At 67.5% G+C, this 19,601-nt stretch carries 14 protein-coding genes; 9 read left to right on the top strand and 5 right to left on the bottom strand.

Annotation, left to right across the window (positions count from 1 at the left end; all coding sequences use genetic code 11):
- Positions 1–153: 153 nt before the first annotated feature.
- Positions 154–3,840, top strand: coding sequence for a chromosome segregation protein SMC (gene smc, locus ITJ49_RS11930; protein ID WP_194605590.1), 3,687 nt, complete (start codon positions 154–156; stop codon positions 3,838–3,840).
- A 9-nt stretch (positions 3,841–3,849) separates the two neighbouring features.
- The gene (locus ITJ49_RS11925) at positions 3,850–4,872 is read left to right on the top strand and encodes a PrsW family glutamic-type intramembrane protease (protein WP_194605588.1); all 1,023 of its coding nucleotides are present in this window, start codon (positions 3,850–3,852) and stop codon (positions 4,870–4,872) included.
- A gap of 79 nt (positions 4,873–4,951) precedes the next feature.
- Here the strand turns inward: ITJ49_RS11925 and ITJ49_RS11920 are convergent, their stop codons facing one another.
- The 4 genes from ITJ49_RS11920 to ITJ49_RS11910 all read right to left on the bottom strand — a co-directional run bounded on the left by ITJ49_RS11920 (position 4,952) and on the right by ITJ49_RS11910 (position 7,609).
- Positions 4,952–5,605 carry a hypothetical protein gene (locus tag ITJ49_RS11920; RefSeq protein WP_194605586.1) on the bottom strand — a complete coding sequence of 218 codons (654 nt, stop codon included), beginning with the start codon at positions 5,603–5,605 and terminating at the stop codon, positions 4,952–4,954.
- Positions 5,606–5,609: 4 nt separating this feature from the next.
- The gene (locus tag ITJ49_RS17885; protein ID WP_255521749.1) at positions 5,610–5,744 is read right to left on the bottom strand and encodes a hypothetical protein; all 135 of its coding nucleotides are present in this window, start codon (positions 5,742–5,744) and stop codon (positions 5,610–5,612) included.
- Between the two features lie 156 nt (positions 5,745–5,900).
- Positions 5,901–6,530: a histidine phosphatase family protein gene (locus tag ITJ49_RS11915; protein WP_228514432.1), complete on the bottom strand. Its 630-nt coding sequence runs from the start codon at positions 6,528–6,530 to the stop codon at positions 5,901–5,903.
- A gap of 77 nt (positions 6,531–6,607) precedes the next feature.
- Positions 6,608–7,609 carry a TerC family protein gene (locus ITJ49_RS11910; RefSeq protein ID WP_194605584.1) on the bottom strand — a complete coding sequence of 334 codons (1,002 nt, stop codon included), beginning with the start codon at positions 7,607–7,609 and terminating at the stop codon, positions 6,608–6,610.
- 242 nt (positions 7,610–7,851) lie between these two features.
- Between ITJ49_RS11910 and ftsY the strand changes: the two genes are divergently transcribed.
- Together ftsY and ffh are read left to right on the top strand one after the other, a co-directional pair.
- Positions 7,852–8,721, top strand: a complete 870-nt coding sequence (gene ftsY / locus ITJ49_RS11905; RefSeq protein ID WP_055958824.1) for a signal recognition particle-docking protein FtsY — start codon at positions 7,852–7,854, stop codon at positions 8,719–8,721.
- 188 nt (positions 8,722–8,909) lie between these two features.
- Positions 8,910–10,472, top strand: coding sequence for a signal recognition particle protein (ffh, locus tag ITJ49_RS11900; RefSeq protein ID WP_194605582.1), 1,563 nt, complete (start codon positions 8,910–8,912; stop codon positions 10,470–10,472).
- Positions 10,473–10,501: 29 nt separating this feature from the next.
- Here ffh and ITJ49_RS11895 read toward each other — a convergent pair whose 3' ends face one another.
- The gene (locus tag ITJ49_RS11895) at positions 10,502–11,656 is read right to left on the bottom strand and encodes a glutamate--cysteine ligase (protein ID WP_194605580.1); all 1,155 of its coding nucleotides are present in this window, start codon (positions 11,654–11,656) and stop codon (positions 10,502–10,504) included.
- A gap of 145 nt (positions 11,657–11,801) precedes the next feature.
- Between ITJ49_RS11895 and aroA the strand changes: the two genes are divergently transcribed.
- The 5 genes from aroA to rpsP form a co-directional block, all read left to right on the top strand.
- Positions 11,802–14,954, top strand: a complete 3,153-nt coding sequence (gene aroA, locus ITJ49_RS11890) for a 3-phosphoshikimate 1-carboxyvinyltransferase (RefSeq protein WP_194605578.1) — start codon at positions 11,802–11,804, stop codon at positions 14,952–14,954.
- Positions 14,951–16,129, top strand: coding sequence for an acyl-CoA dehydrogenase family protein (locus ITJ49_RS11885; RefSeq protein ID WP_123944625.1), 1,179 nt, complete (start codon positions 14,951–14,953; stop codon positions 16,127–16,129). The genes aroA and ITJ49_RS11885 overlap by 4 nt, the downstream gene beginning before the upstream one ends.
- A gap of 35 nt (positions 16,130–16,164) precedes the next feature.
- Positions 16,165–17,025, top strand: coding sequence for an SDR family oxidoreductase (locus ITJ49_RS11880; RefSeq protein ID WP_194605576.1), 861 nt, complete (start codon positions 16,165–16,167; stop codon positions 17,023–17,025).
- Positions 16,997–19,111, top strand: coding sequence for an FAD-dependent oxidoreductase (locus ITJ49_RS11875; RefSeq protein ID WP_228514431.1), 2,115 nt, complete (start codon positions 16,997–16,999; stop codon positions 19,109–19,111). The genes ITJ49_RS11880 and ITJ49_RS11875 overlap by 29 nt, the downstream gene beginning before the upstream one ends.
- Before the next feature lie 233 nt (positions 19,112–19,344).
- Positions 19,345–19,601, top strand: a 257-nt coding sequence (gene rpsP, locus ITJ49_RS11870) for a 30S ribosomal protein S16 (RefSeq protein ID WP_194605574.1), incomplete at its 3' end; no start/stop codon positions are given.

The raw sequence follows: 19,601 nt of genomic DNA, 5'->3' as shown, positions 1-19,601 counted from the left end.
CCGCCGACTCGCCACCAGACGTCTCGCGGACAAACGTGCCTGCCGCGGCGCGTCTCGATGACCGCAAGACGTCTGCTAGCCCGCATCTCGCTAACCTAGGGGCATCGCGCGGCGCAGGGCCGCGCCCCAGCGAACGACCCGAAGGGCGGCGGCGTGTACCTCAAGAGCCTCACGCTCAAGGGCTTCAAGTCGTTCGCCCAGACCACGACCTTCGCCTTCGAGCCCGGCGTCACCTGCGTCGTCGGCCCGAACGGCTCCGGCAAGAGCAACGTCGTCGACGCGCTCGCCTGGGTGATGGGGGAGCAGGGCGTCAAGACGCTCCGCGGCGGCAAGATGGAAGACGTCATCTTCGCCGGCACGTCGACTCGTGGCCCCCTGGGCCGTGCACAGGTTGTGCTCACGATCGACAACTCCGACGGCGCCCTGCCGATCGACTACACCGAGGTGACGATCAGCCGCACGCTCTTTCGCAACGGCGGTAGCGAGTACGCGATTAATGGCGACAACTGCCGCCTCCTCGACGTCCAGGAGCTGCTGAGCGACTCGGGGCTCGGCCGCGAGATGCACGTGATCGTCGGGCAGGGTCAGCTCGATGCGGTCCTTCGCGCCACCCCGGAAGAACGCCGCGGCTTCATCGAAGAGGCGGCCGGCATCTTGAAGCACCGCCGCCGCAAAGAGAAGACCCTGCGCAAGCTCGATGCGATGCAGACGAACCTCACCAGGCTGTCCGATCTCGCCGGCGAGATCCGCCGCCAGCTGAAGCCGCTGGGGCGTCAAGCCGAGATCGCGCGGGAGGCGCAGGGCATCGCCAGCATTGTCCGCGATGCACGCGCGCGCTTGCTGGCCGATGAGGTCGTGGGGCTCCGCACGGTTCTGACGGCGCAGGCCGCCAGCGAGAACGAGCGCAAGAGCGAGCGCATCGTGCTGCAAGAGAAGCTCGACCAGAACAAGATCCGGGAGCAACGGCTCGAGCAGGCCATGGTCGGCGACGCCGTTGACGACGCCCGCCGGGTCGCCTTCGGGCTCGAGTCCGTCCAGGAGCGTCTCCGCAGCCTCGCCAGCCTGGCCAACCAGAAGCTGACCCTGCTGGCGCAGCAGGCCGACACGCCGGGCGTGGCGACCACCGTGTCGTCGGGGATGGTGGCCGACGCCCGCGATGAGGCCGAACGCCTGCAGGAGGGCGTCGCCGAGGCCGAGGTCGCTGTGGCGCTGGCCGCCGCTGAGCTTGCTACGTCGCGGGCTTCGCTCGACTCCCTCGACGACGAGATCGCCGCTCAGAGCGCCCTGGTCTCCGAGCATGATCTCGGAGTGGCGCGTCTGTCGAGCGCCGTCGAGGTCGCCCGATCGAAGCTCGCCGCGGTCAAGGGCGAGCAGCTCCGCCAGGCGAATGCGTTGGAGGCCTCCGAGGCCCGGCGCGAGAAGAGCCGCGCCGAGTTCGCCGCGCTCGAAGAGGAGTTCGCCGATGTCGACACCGCGGAAGTCGACCCAGCAGATGCCGACACAGCAGCAGCGGGCGAAAGCGCAGGATCCGACACCACACGACCCGAGACCGATCACGCGGCGATCTCGGCAGCCGCCGACGAGAGCGCCCAGTCCGCTCAGCAGGAGGTCGACGGGTTGCGCGACACCCTGCACCGCGCCGAGCGCGAGCGCGACGCCCTGGCTGCCCGCACGAGCGCCCTGTCGCTAGCCCTCGACCAGAAAGACGCCTCCAGCGCGCTCGTCAAGGCCGACCGGCCGGGCGTTCGCGGGCTGGTGGCCGAGCACGTGCAGATTCAGCCGGGCTTCGAGGTCGCCATCGCCGCTGCGCTCGGATCGGTGGCTGACGCCGTCCTCGCCGACGACCTCGATGCGGCCGTCGGGGCCGTCCAGCACGTGACGGCCGAGGAACTGGGGCGGGTCGAGGTCGTCGTCGCCGCCCCGGGGCGCGGAGTCGGTGCCACCGCGGTGCCCCTGCCCGCCGGGGTCGTCTCGGCGACGAGTGTCGTGACGGCGCCGGACGGGATCCTCGGCGTCCTATCGTCGACCGCGATCGCCGACGACCTCGATGCAGCTCGCTCGGCCTCGACGGCGTTGGCCGACCAGGCTGTGGCGTTCACAGTCATCACCAGGTCGGGGGAGGTGCTCACCGACTACGTCGTCCGCGGTGGTTCGGCCGGGGGGCGGTCTCGTCTCGAACTCGTCTCCGAGCGTGACACCGCGGCTGAGGCTCTGACGGCCGTCAGCCTCGAGATCGAACGCGTCGGGCCGCTGCTCGAGGCTGCGCGCGTGCGACTCGCCGAGGCGCGAACCGCCGCCAAGCAGGCGCAGGCCGCCGCGCGTGAGCACGAGTCGCGCGTCGCCGCTCACGGCCAGCGCGCGGGGCGCCTCCGGGCCCAGGTCGAGGCCGCCGAGGCCGAGGCGAAGCGCCTGTCGGCCTCGCTGGCTGCATCGGCCGAGACGGTCCACCAGGCCGAGCGGGCCGTCGTCGCTGCCGCGACCGCGCTCGACGAGTACAGCTCGACGCCCAGGCCGATTCTCGATGTCTCGGCGCGCGACGGAATGCTCGCGGAGGTCGAGAACGCACGCGGCGTCGAGATCGAGAAGCGCATCCAGCTCGAGACGATCCGCGAGCGGGTGCGGGCCGAAGTGGCCCGGGCGAAAGACCTGCAGCGGCAGCTCGACGAGCAGCGCGCCGCCGCCGAGGAGCACGCCCGGCAGACAGTCGTCCGCCAGCGGCAGATGGCTGCCACCACGAGCGTGCTCGACGCACTGCCCGCCGTGCTCGATGCGGTCGACCGATCCGTGGCCGAGGCTCGTGCTTCCCTTGCCGCGCGCGAGGCCGCTCGGTCCGAGCAGAACTCCGAGCTCGCCGCCCTCCGCCGCGACGAGCGCGAGCTGCGGGAGCGTCTCCACACCGTCACCGAGGGCGTACACGGACTCGAGATGGAGATCTACGAGAAGAAGCTGCACCTCTCGAGCCTCCTGGAACGCGCAGGATCCGAGCTGGGTCTCGTCGAATCGGTGCTCGTCGACGAATATGGGCCAGGCGTGTCGGTGCCTGGCGCCACCGAAGACGACGAGCCTGTGCCCTTCGATCGCGACGTTCAGAAGAAGCGGCTCGCCGCGGCCGAGCGGACCCTCGCTCAACTGGGCCGCGTCAACCCGCTGGCGCTCGAGGAGTTCGCTGCGCTCGAACAGCGCCACAAGTTCCTCACCGACCAGCTCACCGACCTCACGTCGACGCGCAAAGACCTCCTCACGATCATCGACGAGATCGACGAGAAGATGCAGGTCATCTTCAAGAGCGCCTTCGATGACACCCACGACGCCTTTAACCGGGTGTTCCCGATCCTTTTCCCGGGTGGCAGCGGCTCGATTCATCTGACCGAGCCCGAAAACCTCCTCGAGACGGGCATCGAGGTCACCGTCAAACCCGCCGGCAAGAAGATCGAGCGCCTGTCGCTCCTGTCGGGCGGCGAACGCTCTCTGGCCGCCGTCGCACTGCTGATCGCGATCTTCAAGGCCCGGCCGTCGCCGTTCTACATCATGGACGAGGTCGAAGCCGCGCTCGACGACGCCAACCTCGGGCGGCTGCTGACGATCTTCCGCGACCTGCGCGAATCGTCGCAGCTCATCGTCATCACGCACCAGAAGCGCACCATGGAGATCGCCGACGCCCTTTACGGCGTCTCGATGCGACAAGACGGCGTTTCGGCGGTCGTCGGGCAGCGCGTCGTACCACCCGACGAGAAACAACGGGTGGCTGCGGCGGCAGCCGTCGATGCCGGCGGCTCGGCCGACGCTGTCAGCGGGCCGGGCCCCGAACGGGGTCAGGATCCTGCGCCCTCCGCCGACTAGCCTCGGGTGATGCGCACCAACTGGCCACCGCCGATCTGGCTCGTCGGCGAGAAGCCCGTCGATCGCTGGATCGGCCGCTTCGGCGGACTCTGGATCGCCGCCGTCGGCGCTGTGTTCTTCGTCTTCTTGATCCTGGTCGGCGGCCTGCTGCTCGACAACGGCGCCGCCATCACTGTCGGACTTCTCGTCGGAGCCGTCACCGTCGCCGCGTCGTTCGTCTACACGATGGCCTACCGACTCGTGCCTCGCGACACCATGAGCCTGTCGCGCCTGTTGCTCGCCTTCGGCCTTGGCGGCCTGATAGCGGTCGCGCTGGGCTCCACCCTCGACAGCTCCGTGCTGAAGCTCACCGGTGGGGGATCGGCGCCGACCCTCACGGTGCTTGCCCTGGCCGGCATCACCGAAGAGCTCGCAAAGATCATCGCGGTCGTCGCCGTCTCGTACAAGCTCCGAGACAAGAGCATGCGCAACGGGCTGTTTCTCGGCGGCGCAGTCGGTCTCGGCTTCGCCGCGCTTGAAGACCTGGCCTACGCCGTCAACTTCTACCAGCACCCGCCCGAGCAGCTCCATCTGACGCCGATTCTGTCGGCCCTCGTGCTCGTACCGGTGCGTGGCCTTCTGACGCCGCTGCTGCATCCGCTCTACACGGCCTTGCTCGGTGCGGCCCTGTTCGCAGCGTCGAAGACCGGCCGGTTCCGCGTTCGTCCGCTTGTCATCGCCGCCTACCTCGCCGTCAGCTTCGCCCACGGCCTCTGGGATGCCTCGGCGGGGCTCCTCCAGATCGTGCCCCCGCGCCTCCAGCTCGTGCTGGCCCCGCTCGTCGTGCTAGTGATCTACCCGGGCATCATCGTCGGCTCCGGTCTCCTCTGGATCAAGGTTGCCCGCCGCGCCCGGCACGCATTCCACTCGCGGGTGCTGTGGTGGCTGGCTGCGCCCCCGGGTGGTGGCTCGGTTTCGCTGCCGCGGGATCCTGCGTTCCCGCCCCCGGCCGCGCCGTCGTGGGCGCCGCCCGCCCCGCACACTCGCGCCTGACGCCGCTCCGCGCCGACGCACCCCCGCCTGGCCATTTTCGGGCTGGCATTCCGGGGTTATTTGGCCACCCGGGGGTGCCTCACGGGCAGGCGGGCATACCTGCACGGTGGTTCGCCGGGACGCCCGAGGGTGCCACCGTCCGGCAGGTCTGCAGGATCCGATGCCCGTTCCGTTCCGCTCTGTTACCCGACCGATCTCGTGCACGCGCTCTGAAACAGAAGCGAGCTGAGGTCGGAGCTGATTTGACGCACGGGCCCTGCACGGTGATCGATGTGGTGCCCGTCGACGCGAAATAGCCGATCTCGGAGCTGTCGGGAACGGCGGCTGTGATTTCGATGGCATCGCCGGTATCGGCAACGGTCCTCACCGAGTAGTCGAGGGCTTGCCAATGGCGGGTCATCGTGTCGATCGTCTTCAAAGGGTCGTAGGTGGCTGGGCCGAAAAGGCTGAGGTCGTACTGCTCGGTCGACGAATCCGAGAGGCACTCCTGAGGCTTGTCGTTGAGAGCCTCACGAGCGGAGAAGGGAGTCGTCTTGTCGTCGAATGTCCAGTGGCCGCCGGACACTGCCATGGTGTCGGTCGCGAGATGGAGGAAGGACTCGTGGGGTGATGCGGATACCGGCTCGCGGGTGGTGTCTGTTGGCTGGAGGAGAACTGCTACGACTACCCCGCCGGCCGCAAGCGCGAGGACGCCGCCTGCCGCCAGCAGCTGGTGCTTCAGCGTCAAGGGCACGAGCTCAGTTCACTGCCTTCACGCAGGGTTCCTGGACCGTCACCGATGTGATACCGGTCGAAGCAAAGTAGCCGAACTTAGGGCCATCGGGAACGGCGGCGCCCTGCACCACATCAGGATCGACGCGGTAGTCAGCCATAGATCCCCCGATCTCGTGTCGCTCACCCCGTTACCCAACACGGGGCGCAGGATCCGGCCCCCGACGTAGGCACTGAGACCTACGATTTCGGGGCTTCCGCTGCCTGCCGGGCCACCCGCTGCCTCAGCGTCGCTCCGCCTCAGACGTCGCTCCGCCTCAGGCGTCGCTCCGCACGATCTCTTCGACGGGGGCGCCGTTGACCGTCAGAACGCGCCATTCGCCGTTCGCCCACTCGACCGTGTTCGCCGCCGCGTTGTCGATGTGGCCGACCTCGAAGCCGAGGATTGCTGACAGGGTGAACCGGATGATCGTGCCGTGGCACACCACGACGATGTTGCTGTCGTCGCCGTCGAGCGGAAGGCGCGTGTCGCGGATGTCTTCGAGCGCGCCGATGCCGCGCCGCGCAACCGACTCGCGAGGCTCGATGTCGGGAAAGTCCTCGTCCGGCTCGTCGGGGATCTTCGACGTCGCCACGGTGCCCTCACGCGAGGCGTAGTCGCGTTCGATGAGCTCCGGGTAGGCCGCGCCCAGCTCGATGCCGAGCTCGGCGGCGATGATCTCAGCTGTCTCGCGAGCCCGGGAGAGGGGAGACGACACGATCGCCGCCCAGTCGTAGGGAGCAAGGAGCGCGGCGGCGGTGTGAGCCTGGGCCCGCCCCGTGTCGTTCAGCGGAGTATTGCTCGACCCCTGCAGCTGGTCGTGGAGGTTCCAGTCGGTCTGTCCGTGTCGGATCAGTTCGAGGCGCATGCGATCGGTCTTCTTCTCGTGGTCGTTCGTGTCGGGCAAGGCCCGCAACACGAAAGATCCGAGGGCCGTGGGGCCCTCGGATCCGTCGGTGGATTTCGGCTACCGAGGCCGAGAAACTACTGCTTCGCTGCGACCTCGTCGGCTCGCTCGATCTGGGCCGACTTGCGAAGGCTGAGGATCGTCGAGACCGCGATCGTGAGCACGATGAACCCGAGAGAGAACCAGATGGGGATCTCGGGGATCCATTCGATCGGACGACCGCCATTGATAAAGGGTACTTCGTTCACGTGCAGGGCGTGGAACAGGAGCTTCACACCGATGAACGCGAGGATCACGGCGAGGCCCTGCGCGAGGTAGACGAGCTTCTCGAGCAGGCCCGAGATCAGGAAGTACAGCTGACGCAGTCCGAGGAGCGAGAACGCGTTCGCGGTGAACACGATGTAGGGGTCTTGTGTCAGGCCGAAGATCGCCGGGATCGAGTCGAGCGCGAACAGCACGTCGGTCAGACCAATGGCCAGCATCACCAGGAAGAGCGGGGTGAACAGGCGACGGCCGTTGATACGGGTGGTCAGGCGGTCTTCGACGTAGTCGTCGCTGGTCGGGACGATGCGGCGAAGGATCCGGATGAGGCGGCTATCAGCCTCGTCCTTCTCTTCGCCATCGTGTCCGCCCTTGACCTGGCTGTACGCCAGCCAGAACAGCAGGATGCCGAACAGGTAGAAGACCCAGGAGAAGTTCTCGATGATCGTGACACCGAGAGCGATGAACACACCACGCGACAGAAGCGCGATTCCGATACCGACGAGCAGCACTTTCTGCTGGTAGATCCGCGGCACGGCGAAGCTCGTCATGATGATGAGGAAGACGAAGAGGTTGTCGACGCTCAACGCCTTCTCGGTGATGTACCCGGCGAAGTACTCGCCGCCGGAGGTCCATCCACCGAAGACACCGACGCCGACACCGAACAGGAGGGCGATCGCGATATAGACGATCGACCAGGTGGCCGACTCGCGGATGGTCGGTTCGTGCGGCGTCTTGACGTGGCTGTAGAAGTCGAAGATCAGAAGGCCGAGGATGCCGGCGATCGTGATCAGCCAGACGAGAAGAGAGGTTTCCATTGGACTCTTTCAGTGCAGGGCCCTGCACGCCGTTCTACGGGTCGTTCAGGCAGGGCGATTCACCGAAGGTCTCTAACACCCTGGCCAGGACTGTAACGACCTGGATCAGGGCCGACGGTACGGAACCAGATCTTCCTGGAACGTATTGACGACACCGCCGCGTTGGGAATACTCCCCTTCAACGAAGACCACGCTACGTGACGGCGATTACCGAGGCAAGCCTCCCGGCTAAAGTTGCAGGCATGGCAAATCCCTGGTCCCTCTCCGGTGCCCTCCGAGGCGTTTTCGCCCGCAAGACGATCGACGACACCACCTGGGACGACCTCGAGACCTCCCTCATCGGTGCCGACTTCGGGCCCGACGTCACCGAGCAGATCACCGAAGACCTGCGCGAGAAGGTCGCGCGCTACAACACGACCGACCCGGCCGATCTCCGCCGCATGCTCCGTGAGACCCTCGAAGAGCGCCTCTCCAAGCTCGACTCCACCCTCAAGCTCACGAATCGCCCGGCCGTCGTACTCGTCGTCGGCGTCAACGGAGTCGGCAAGACCACGACCATCGGCAAGTTCGCCAAGTTCCTCCGCAACTACGACCGCACAGTCGTGGTGGGCGCGGCCGACACCTTCCGAGCGGCAGCGGTCGAGCAGCTGGCGACCTGGGCAGAACGCGCAGGGGTGCAGATCGTGAAGCCCCAGGCACAGGGGCAGGATCCTGCGTCCGTCGCCTTTCAGACCGTCGACCTCGCCAAACGCGAAGGCATCGAGATCGTCATCATCGACACCGCCGGTCGCCTCCAGACCAAGTCCGGGCTGATGGACGAACTCGGCAAGATCAAGCGCGTCGTTGAGAAGCAGTCCGAGATCGCCGAGGTGCTCCTGGTGCTCGACGCGACCACCGGGCAGAACGGCCTCGCGCAGGCGCAGGCATTCATCGAGCACGCGGGAGTCACCGGCCTCGTGCTGACCAAACTAGACGGATCGGCCCGAGGCGGGTTCGTGCTCGCCGTGCAGGAGCAGACCGGAATTCCGATCAAGCTCGTCGGGCAGGGGGAGAAGATCGGCGACCTGACGGGATTCACCCCGCACGTGTTCGTGCAGAACCTTATTGGTTGATCGGCGCCCGCGGCGCCGGGCCTTCGACAAGCTCCGGCCGTCCGGCGCTGCAAGCTCGTGCGGTCCCGCCTCCGAATGTGAAGGAGAAACCCTCTCGGTCCGACGACGACATGCGGATCGGCCGGGGACGCCTGCACGAATCTCCTTCGAATTCGGCGCGGGCACGAGTGCGTTAAGATCGGAGCACCATGGCAACCTTCGGATCCCTCTCTGACCGCCTCGCGGAAACCCTCAAAAACCTCCGCGGCAAGGGCAAACTCAGCCCGGCCGACGTCGACGGCACCGTCCGCGAGATCCGGCGTGCCCTGCTCGACGCCGACGTCGCACTCGACGTCGTCAAGTCGTTCACCGCGGCGATCCGCGAACGCGCTCTCGGCGACGAGGTCAACAAGGCGCTGAACCCAGCTCAGCAGGTCGTCCAGATCGTCAACGAAGAGCTCGTCGGCATCCTCGGTGGCGAGCAGCGTCGCCTCGAGTTCGCGAAGCGTCCGCCGACCGTCATCATGCTCGCGGGGCTCCAGGGTGCCGGTAAGACGACACTCGCGGGCAAGCTCGCCAAGTGGCTGAAGAAAGAGGGCCACACGCCCCTCCTCGTAGCCTCCGACCTCCAGCGCCCCAACGCCGTGACGCAGCTGCAGGTCGTCGGCGAGCAGGCCGGCGTGCCGGTGTTCGCGCCCGAGCCCGGCAACGGTGTCGGCGACCCGGTCAAGGTCGCTAAGAACGGCGTGAAGTTCGCCGCCGACAAGCTCTACGACACCGTCATCGTCGACACGGCCGGCCGCCTCGGCGTCGACGCCGACATGATGAAGCAGGCTGCAAACATTCGCAAGGCCGTCGATCCCGACGAGGTGCTCTTCGTCATCGACGCGATGATCGGTCAAGACGCCGTCGCCACGGCCAAAGCCTTCCAAGAGGGCGTCGACTTCACCGGCGTGGTGCTCACGAAGCTTGACGGTGATGCCCGCGGTGGTGCAGCCCTGAGCGTCGCGCACGTGACGGGCCGCCCGATCATGTTCGCTTCGACGGGTGAGGGGCTCGACGAGTTCGAGCCGTTCCATCCTGACCGCATGGCGTCTCGGATCCTCGACCTCGGTGACATCCTCACCCTCATCGAGCAGGCGCAGGGTGCCTTCGACGAGGCCGAAGCGCGCGAGATGGCCGAGAAGTTCGCCACCGACAGCTTCACGCTCGACGACTTCCTCAAGCAGATGCAGCAGCTCCGCAACATGGGCTCCATCAAGGGCATGCTCAGCATGCTTCCCGGGGCGAAGGGCATGCGCGAGCAGCTCGACAACTTCGACGAGAGCGAGATCGTCCGCACCGAGGCGATCATCCAGTCGATGACGAAGGCCGAGCGAGCCAACTCCAAGCTCCTCAACGGGTCGCGTCGCCTCCGCATCGCCAAGGGTGCCGGTTCGACCGTCACCGAGGTCAACCAGCTCGTCAATCGCTTCGAGCAGGCCGCGAAGATGATGAAGACCGTGGCGAAGGGCGGCGTGCCTCAGGTGCCGGGAATGGGGCCGATCCCCGGTGCCGGATTCGGCGGCGGTCGCAAACAGGTCGCCAAGAAAAAAGGATCCAAGGCGGGCAACCCGGCGAAGCGCGCGGCAGAGAACGCCCGGATCGCCAGTGGTGAGAAGGCTGCGCCCGCGGCACCCACCGGTGGCGGCTTCGGTCTCGGTGGCCGCAAGGGCCAGGCGGCTCCGACCGAAGAAGAGCTCGCGAGCCTGCAGAAGTTCCTCGGCCGCTAGGCCGGGCGGGCTCGCCGTTTCGAGCGCGTCTACCGGGTCGTCGTCACCCCGTCGCGAAGTTCGGCGACGAGCGAGGCGACGACGGCTCTCAGCGAGCCCTCGTTGCGGGCGGCCACTGCCAGCTGGCGCTGATACGAGGCCCCTCCCTCGATGATGGTCCGCACCGACTGCAGCTCGGCCTGGCAGCCGAGACGCTCGGCTGCCGGCTCGAGCCGGGCCAGCAGGTCGATCGTGTCGTCGGTGACGAGGCGCTCGTCTCCCTCGGAGTTCTGGATCACGATGGCGTCCATGCCGTAGCGGGCGGCGCGCCACTTGTTCTCGCGAACGAACCAGGGCTGCATGCGGGGGAGTTCCTGGCCGTGGTCGAGGCGCTCGGAGAGGTCGTCGACGAGGCACTGTACGAGAGCCGCGACACCCGCGACTTCGGCGACGCTCGAGATGCCATCGAAGACGCGCACCTCGAGGGTGCCCCACTTCGGTGAGGGGCGGACGTCCCACCGCAGCTCGGAGAAGTCGTCGATCACGCCGGTGTGGGTCATGTCGGCGACCATCGCCTCGTACTCGGCGTACGAGTCGAACTGGGGCGGCAGCCCCGCGGTGGGCAGTTGCTGGAACATCATCGCCCGGTTGGAGGCGTATCCCGTCGACTCGCCGACCCAGAACGGGCTCGATGCGCTGAGCACCTGGAAGTGGGGGAGGTAGGTGAGCAGTGCGTTGAGGATCGGGAGCACCTTGCGGTGATCCTCGATGCCGACGTGAGCGTGGACGCCCCAGATCATCATCTGGCGGCCCCACCAGCGGGTCCGGTCGATCAGCGTCTCGTAGCGTTCGGAGCCGGGGGTGACGTCTTGCTGGAACCACTGGCTGAACGGATGCGTTCCGGCGCACATGAGGTCGGCGTTCAGGATCTCCGCTTCGGCGCGCACGAGGTCGATCGTGCCGGTGAGGTCGGCGATCGCCTGGTCGACCCGGTGGTGCACCCCGGTCACGATCTCGACCGTGTTCGTCAGGAGCTCCTTGGTCACGCGATCGCCGTCGTCGTTCAGGTGACGCAGAGCCGGGAGGATCGCGGGTGCGTGTGGCGCAAGTTCGCCGCTCGCCCGATCGACGAGAGCCAACTCCCATTCGAGACCGAGCGTCGACCGCTCCGACGACGCGAACGGAATGGGCTGCGGTGCTCTCATGCGTTAATCCTGCCAGCCCCGGCCCCTGGAACGTGCAATGGAGGGCGTCAACAGGCGTAACGTGTTGTGGCGGGACCGCCGCATTCCGAGGTTCGCACTCCAATGACGTAGATGGGTCCCGTCGTAGCAGGAGGAGAACAGACAAATGCAGCTTGTCGTTCGTGGAACAACTACCCGCCTCGAGGGCGTTCTCGATGTGCCGGTCTCGAAATATCACGCGCACCGGGCGCTCGTGCTGGCGTCGTTGGCTCCGGGTCGAAGCGTCATCACGGGGGTCTCGACCACTCGTCAGGTGGAGTGGACGATCGGTACGCTCCGGGCCCTCGGAACGAAGATCACGGTCGACGGCGACCGCTACATTGTCGAGGGCGGGCCCTACCGGGCGACCGACGTGGTCGACCACGGTTCGAAAGGCGCCGAGGGTCTACTCAACATGGGCTCGTCGGGAACGACGCTCTACTTCATGGTCGGCCTCGCTTCTCTCGCCGACCAGCCGATGACGCTGACGGGAATGAAGTACTTCCGCAGGCGGCCTATCCGGGCTCTGCTTGACTCCCTCGAGCAGATGGGCGTCCAGCTCGAGGCCGATCAGGATCGACCGCCGGTCCATGTGCAGCCGGTCCGGCCCATCGGGGGCGAGGTCTCGATTGCGGGCACGCTCAGCCAGTGGCTGTCCGGCCTGCTTCTCGTCGCCCCCTTCGCCGAGAACGACACTGTCATCCACGTGACCGGCGGCACCCTCAACGAACAGCCCTACGTCGACCTGACCATCCGCATGATGCGCCTGTGGGGCCTCGAGGTCGAGCACGACGATGACTGGCTGACCTTCCGGGTCCGCGGGAACCAGACGGCGACCCCGCACGACTACGTGATTCCGCCCGACATCGGTTCGGCCGCCTTCGGTATCGCGGCGGCCGCGATCCATCCCTCCGACGTCCTGTTCCGCGGTCTCTCGGCGAAGACAACCGCGGAGACCGACCACCCCGAATCGGAGTTCCTCGACCTGGCGACTCAGATGGGCGTCGATCTCTCGATCGACGACGAGACCGGCTTCGTCCGGATCCAGAGCGACGGCTCCCCGCTTACGGCCATCGACATCGACTGTCAGCCGATCCCCGACCTGCTGCCGATCCTCGCGACGATGGCGACCTTCGCCGCGGGCACGTCGACTTTCCGCAACGTCGGGCACATCCGCCTCAAAGAGAGCGACCGGGTCTCGGCCATGCTCCAGCTCAACACTCTCGGCGGCAAGGCCGACCAGACCCACGACGAACTCCGCGTGACGGGAGGCACACGCGGCCTCACGGGGGCGCCTCTCTCGTCGTTCAACGACCACCGCGTTCTCATGTCGCTGGCCATCGCTGGCACGCGTGCCCGAGGTGCCACGTCTCTGACCTATCCGCGCGCCTACCGCATCTCGTACCCGACGTTCCTCGAGGCGATGACGTCGATTGGCCTCGACCTCGACATGGGCGATCCCAAGGCTCTTGAGAGCGCCGAGAACGTCGAGGTCGAGCGCGACACCCTCACCGAGGGCGCCGCGCTGCAGCAGGCCCCGCTCGAGTTGCAGGGGGTCGACGCCGATCCGCTCGTGCTCAGCGAAAAGGTTCGCCAGATGGCGGCGAGCCACCCCGACGACGCGGCCGTGATCGAGGTGGGCGGGATCGAACCCGTCACCACGACCTGGCGTCAGCTTCAAGACGAGGCCGACCGCGTCTCGCAGCTGCTCCTCGAGCTCGGGGTGCAGCGAGGGGAGTCGGTGGCGATGCAGCTGCCGAACTGGATGGAGTTCGTCGCGATCACGCTCGGCACCGTTCAGATCGGGGCCGTGGCCACGCCGATCATGCCGGTGTTCGGTCCGCGCGAGACCACCATGACGCTCGCGCGATCTCGTGCCCGGGTCGTCTTCCTCCCCAACGTCTTCCGCCGCCGTCGTCCCGCCCTCGAGCTTCTGGACGTCATCGACGAGGCCCACGCGCAGAAGCGACGACTCTCGGTCGAGCACGTCGTCGTGATCCGCAGCGAGAGCCGCGGCGAAGAACCCGGCCGAAGCGACGTGGCACCGATTCCCGCCGATGCGGCCAAGGCCGTGGAGGCGTCCGAATGGAACTGGCGCTACTACGACCGGGCTCTCGCGGCGGTGACCCCGGACGTCGAGCTCATCACCTCGCTCTCGCCTCGACCGGACGACGTCTGCCAGCTGCTCTTCACCTCGGGCACGACGGGTGAACCGAAGGGTGTGCAGCACCCGCACCGCACCCTGGGCCTCGCCACCGCGATGGAGGTGGCCCACCTCGGGCTCGGCGACTCTGACCGCATCTACATCCCGTCTCCGCTGGCGCATCAGACCGGCTTCCTCTATGGCATGCTGCTGTCGTGGCGGCTCGGAGTGGCAAGCGTCATCCAGCCCGTATGGGATTCCGGAGTCGCTCTCGAGCAGGCTTTCGGCCAGGCGAGAGCCTCCTTCGTCCAGTGCGCCACGCCCTTCCTCACCGACCTGGTCGAGGCGGTCGAACAGGGCGCCAACCCGCCCGAGAGTCTCCGCATCTTCGTGGCCACAGGGGCCGCCGTCCCGCGGGCCCTCGCGCAGAAGGCGACCTCCGTGCTCCAGACGAGCGTGCTCGGCGCGTTCGGCACCTCCGAGACCTGCCTCGGCGCACTCTCGACGCCTTCCGACGCGGCCGAAGACGCCTGGGGTGCCGACGGGCGCGCCCTGCCCGGCATCCGACTCCGCATCGTCGACGACGAAGGATCCGAGGTGCCCGCCGGTCAGGAGGGCAACTTCGAGCTCCTCTCGCCCACGATGTTCGGCGGGTACCTCGACCGTCCCGACCTCACCGACGACGTCTTCACCGCCGACGGCTGGTATCGCACGGGCGACCTGGCGAGCCTCGACGACCACGGGTTCCTGCACATCACCGGGCGGATCAAAGACGTCATCAACCGCGGCGGCGAGAAGATCCCGGTCGTCGAGATCGAGAACCTGCTTTACCAGCACCCGCTCGTGAGCGATGCGGCGATCGTGGCCATGCCGGATCCTCGTCTCGGAGAACGAGCGTGCGCGTTCGTCGTGGCTGCCAAGAACGGCGAGCAGCTCGATTTCGCCGCAATGCAGCACTACCTCGCCGAAGCCGGCGTCTCGAAGTACTACTGGCCCGAGCGGCTGGAGTTCCTCGACGAGATACCGCGCAACGTCGTCGGTAAAGTCCAGAAGAACGTGCTTCGCGAGCGGGCCGCCGCCCTGGTCGCCGACGAAGCCCGAACCTCCCACACCGCAGTCCAGGAGACACAGTCATGACCCTCACCGCTCCAGCCCCCGTCTCGTTCGACGAGGCCGAATTCCAGGCCATCAAGGCCGATATCACCGCGTGGGTCGAAGGCCCCGGCGAAGACATCGCCAACGAGATCGAGGCCACGGGCGCGGTGCCCGACCGTCTGCTGCCCGAACTGCGCGACCGCGGCTACCTGAGTCTCGCGGCGCCGGTCGAGCTCGGCGGCCGAGGCATCCCGTTCTCGCGCTACCTCGAGCTCATGGAGATCGTGTCGCGCTCGCACGCGTCGATTCGAATGCTCGTGCACGTGATCAACGGCACCTGGCGTGCCATGGTGCCGTTCGCGACGCCGGAGCAGATCGAGGAGGTCGTCAAACCGTCGATCGCCGGAACGAAGCTCGTCGCCTTCACGCTCACCGAGGCGACGGCGGGTACCGGCCAAGACCTCCGCACCACGGCACGCCTCGAGGGCGACACCTGGTACCTCAACGGCGAGAAGCACCTCATCACCTTCGGCGTGAAGTGCGACTACTGGCTCATCGCGGCGCGAATCGAAGGCTCGACCGATAAGAACGGCTTCGTTGCGTTCTTGATGCCCAACACGGGGCTTCCGGGCGCGGAGGTCATCGATGACTCCGAGACGATGGGGGTGCGCGGCACCGACCATGCGATCCTGCGGTTCACCGAGACGCCCGTTGCGGCATCGGCTCTCCTGGGGGAGCAGGGCGACGGCCTCGAGGTCGCGCTCGGCGGCTTCCTCCTGCCGAGCCGCGTCTCGGTCGCCATGAGCGCCGTCGGGCTCGCCGAGCGGGCTCAGCAGCTCGCCGTCGAATACGCCAACCGGCGCGAGACCTTCGGCAAGAAGCTCTCCAGCCGCCAGGCGATCCAGTTCTACCTGGCCGAGAACTACGCCGACATCGCCGCAGCTCGAGCTCTCGTCATCGAGGCAGCGAAAGCGTACGAGGAGGGCCGCGCCGATGCCGGCGCACTCTCCAGTGCCTCGAAGATGATCGCCGTCGACATGCTCGCGCGCGTCACCGACAAAGCCCTGCAGGTCCACGGCGGGCAGGGCTACTGGAAGCGCAACACGATCGAGCGTGTCTACCGCGATGCTCGGGCGCAGCGCTTCGAAGAGGGCACGAACGAGATCCAGAAGCTGATCGTCGGTCGGGCCGTCGTCACCGGCGCGGTCTCGTACTGACCTCCCTACCTCCCCTCTCTCCTGAAAGGCCCTCCTTGGCTCCCGAAACATCCACCCGACCGCTCGCTCTGATCACGGGTGCATCCCGAGGCATCGGCAAGGTGCTCGCGCTCAAGCTGGCGGCGCGCGGCGTCGATGTCGTCGTCACCTACAAGAAGAACGCCGACCTCGCCGACGAGACCCTGCGCGAGATCCGAGCCCTCGGGGCCGACGGCATCACGGTGCAGCTCGACGTCGAGCAGCCCGAGTCGATCGAGGCGCTCTTCGCGACTGTGACCGAGAAGTACGGCAAGCTCGACATGTTCATCGCCAGCGCGGCGGCCTCGGCGTTCAAGCCGGTCGCCGAGCTCAAGCTGCACCACCTCGACCGCAACTACGCGACGAACATCCGGTCGTTCGTGCTCGGTGCCCAGGCGGCGGCCGCGATCATGCCCGACGGCGGACGCATCGTGGCGATCACGAGCTACGGCTCGCTCCGCGCGTTCCCGACCTACGCCTCGCTCGGCGCCGCCAAGGCCGCCAACGAGGCCTACGTCAAGTTCATGGCCACCGAGTTCGGGCCCCGGGGCATCACGGTCAACGCCGTCAATGGTGGGCTCATCGACACCGACTCGCTCGACTACTTCTACAACTCGGTGCCGGGCATGGCACCGATCGAGACGGTGCTCGAGAAGATCCCGTTGCAGCGCAAGGGCACGGCCGACGAGGTCGCCGACGCCGTCGACTTCCTCCTCTCCGAGAAGGCCGGCTACATCACCGGTCAGACCCTCTCGGTCGACGGGGGACTGACCGTCGTCGCGCCGCCGTTCTGGGCCGACACCACGAGCCCGCTGCGCGAGGCCGTGCTCCGGTCGACCGTCGACGGCGATGGCTCCGGTGCTGCCGACGTCTCCTGAGTCGGAGCGCCTCGGCGTCACGATGACGCCGTGGTCGCTGGGCTCCCTCCGCCTGCCGCACCGCGTCGTCATGGGAAGCATGCACACGGGGCTCGAGGTGCGCGACGACGGCGGAGCCGCTCTGGCGGCGTTCTACCGTGAGCGCGTCGAGGGCGGGGCAGCGCTCATCATCACGGGTGGTCTCGCCGTGAACTCGGAGGCCCGTGGCGGGGCCGACTACGCCGTCCTCGGCGAGTCCGCAGCCGATGCGCGGTTCGCTCGCGCGGCGCAGGCCGTGCACGAGGCCGGGGGAGCGATCTCGGCACAGCTGTTCCACGCCGGTCGGTACGCTCTCACCGATGGCCTCGTCGACGAGGGGGGAGCGCCCGCGCAGGCCGTCGCTCCGTCGGCTGTCGCCTGGCGAGGCGCCCGCGGGGCCGTGCCGGTTGCGCTCGACGAGCGTGGGATCCTGCGCACCATCTCGTCGTTCGCCGACGCCGCGCGCACAGCGCAACGTCTCGGCTTCGATGCCGTCGAGATCATGGCGTCCGAGGGCTATCTCATCAATCAGTTCTGCTCGCCGATCACGAATCTGCGCGACGACGAGTGGGGTGGCGATGCCACACGTCGTCGACGGTTTGCCGTCGAGGTCGTCCGCGCGGTGCGAGACGCCGTGGGGCCGGAGTTCCCGGTGAGCATCCGCGTCTCGGGCGACGACCTCATGCCCGGTTCGTCGACCCCGTCCGACGTCGACGCGCTGGTGCTCGAAGTCGTCGAGGCCGGTGTCGATGCGGTCAGCGTCGGGGTCGGCTGGCACGAGTCCCGCGTTCCGACGGTTCAGGCGGCGGTGCCCCATGGCGTCTGGGTTCCGTACGCCGAACGACTCGCCGCGGTGGTCCGGTCGTCCGGTCGGCCCGAGGTGGCCGTCATCGCGAGCAACCGGCTGACCGACCTCCGTGATGCCGAGGACGTCCTCGTTCGCGGCGTCGTCGATGCGGTCGCCCTCGCGCGGCCTTTCCTGGCTGACCCCGACATCGTGCAGAAGAGCGCCGACCGACGCTTCGATCTGGTGACGACCTGCATCGGCTGCAACCAGGCGTGCATCGATCGCTCCCTGTTCGGAGAGGCCGTGTCGTGCCTCGTGAATCCCCGTGCCGCGCGAGAGCTAGAGTTTCCGCGTGTTCCGTCTCAGTTACGTCGATGGGTCGCCGTGGTCGGAGCAGGGCCCGCGGGTCTCGCCTCCGCGGTGGATCTCGCCCGACGCGGAAACGACGTCGTGGTCTTCGAAGAGCGCGCGGGTCTTGGTGGTCAGTTCGATCTGGCCGCGTCGATTCCCGGCAAGGAGGACTACGCGGGCCCCGTGCGTTCGTGGCGCGCCGAACTCGACCAGCTCGGCGCTCGGATCGAGACCGGTCGCCGGGTCGACGCCTCCGATCTCGTCGCGTTCGACCACGTCGTCGTCGCCACGGGCGTGCGTCCTCGTGTGCTCGATCTGCCCGGAATCGACCTCCCGCACGTCCTCTCGTACGAGCGTGCGCTTCGCGAGGGGGTGCCGGCAGGAACGGTCGCTCTGATCGGCTCGGGTGGCATCGCCATCGACACCGCGGCCTTCTTGGTCGAGTCAGGTCAGGAGTCAATCCGCGCGGAATCGTTCGTCCGCGAGAACGGATTGCCGGCCGACGGCGTGCGCGGATCCGCTTCCCCTCACCGTCACGACGCGACGCGCCCGCACCCGACCCGCCCAGGATCCTCCGTTTCGATCGTCTCGCGCTCTGAGCGCTTCGGCAGGGGTATCGGCCCCACCTCGCGCTGGGTCGCGGTCGGTCGGCTGCGGCAGGCGGGTGTCCACTTCGTCTCGGATGCCCAGTACCGAAGGATCCGGCCCGGCGCCCTCGAAGTCGAGGCCGACGGCGGGGTTCTCGTCAGCATCCCCGCCGAAACGGTCATCGTCTGCGCCGGTCAGGAGTCGCGCGGCGACCTCGCCGTGGCGCTCGACGCCGCGGGCATCGCTTACACCGTGATCGGGGGCGCTCTCGATGCGCGCGCTGTCGATGCCGTGCGTGCGACGTCGGAGGGTCTGGCCGCATCTCGACTGATCTCTCCCTAGCGCGATTTGGCGGCGGGTCCGAGCCGTCGTGCAGGAGTCGCGCCACCAGGGCGACACGGCCTCGGCAAAGATTCGCCAGAACGTTGCCGGTCTGCAACAATGAGAGGTCGAGTCCGCGGCACCCGACCCTCTAATCAGGTGTCAGTGCGACTTCATCAGAGCTTTCGAGCCGAGTGTGCCCCCACGCTCACGGCTAGCAACTCGCCCCAAAAAGAAATTCCTACAGGAGAATTGTGGCTGTCAAGATCCGTCTGAAGCGTCTCGGTAAGATGCGCGCTCCCTACTACCGCATCGTCGTTGCCGACTCGCGCACCAAGCGCGATGGTCGTGTCATCGAAGAGATCGGTAAGTATCACCCCACCGAAGAGCCCTCGTTCATCGAGGTCGACTCCGAGCGTGCACAGTACTGGCTCGGCGTCGGCGCTCAGCCGACCGAGCAGGTCGCTGCGCTCCTCAAGCTGACCGGCGACTGGGGTCAGTTCAAGGGCGA

Source organism: Frondihabitans sp. VKM Ac-2883 (assembly GCF_015350875.1).
GTDB lineage: Bacteria > Actinomycetota > Actinomycetes > Actinomycetales > Microbacteriaceae > Frondihabitans.
This window is presented reverse-complemented; position numbering and strand designations above follow the sequence as displayed.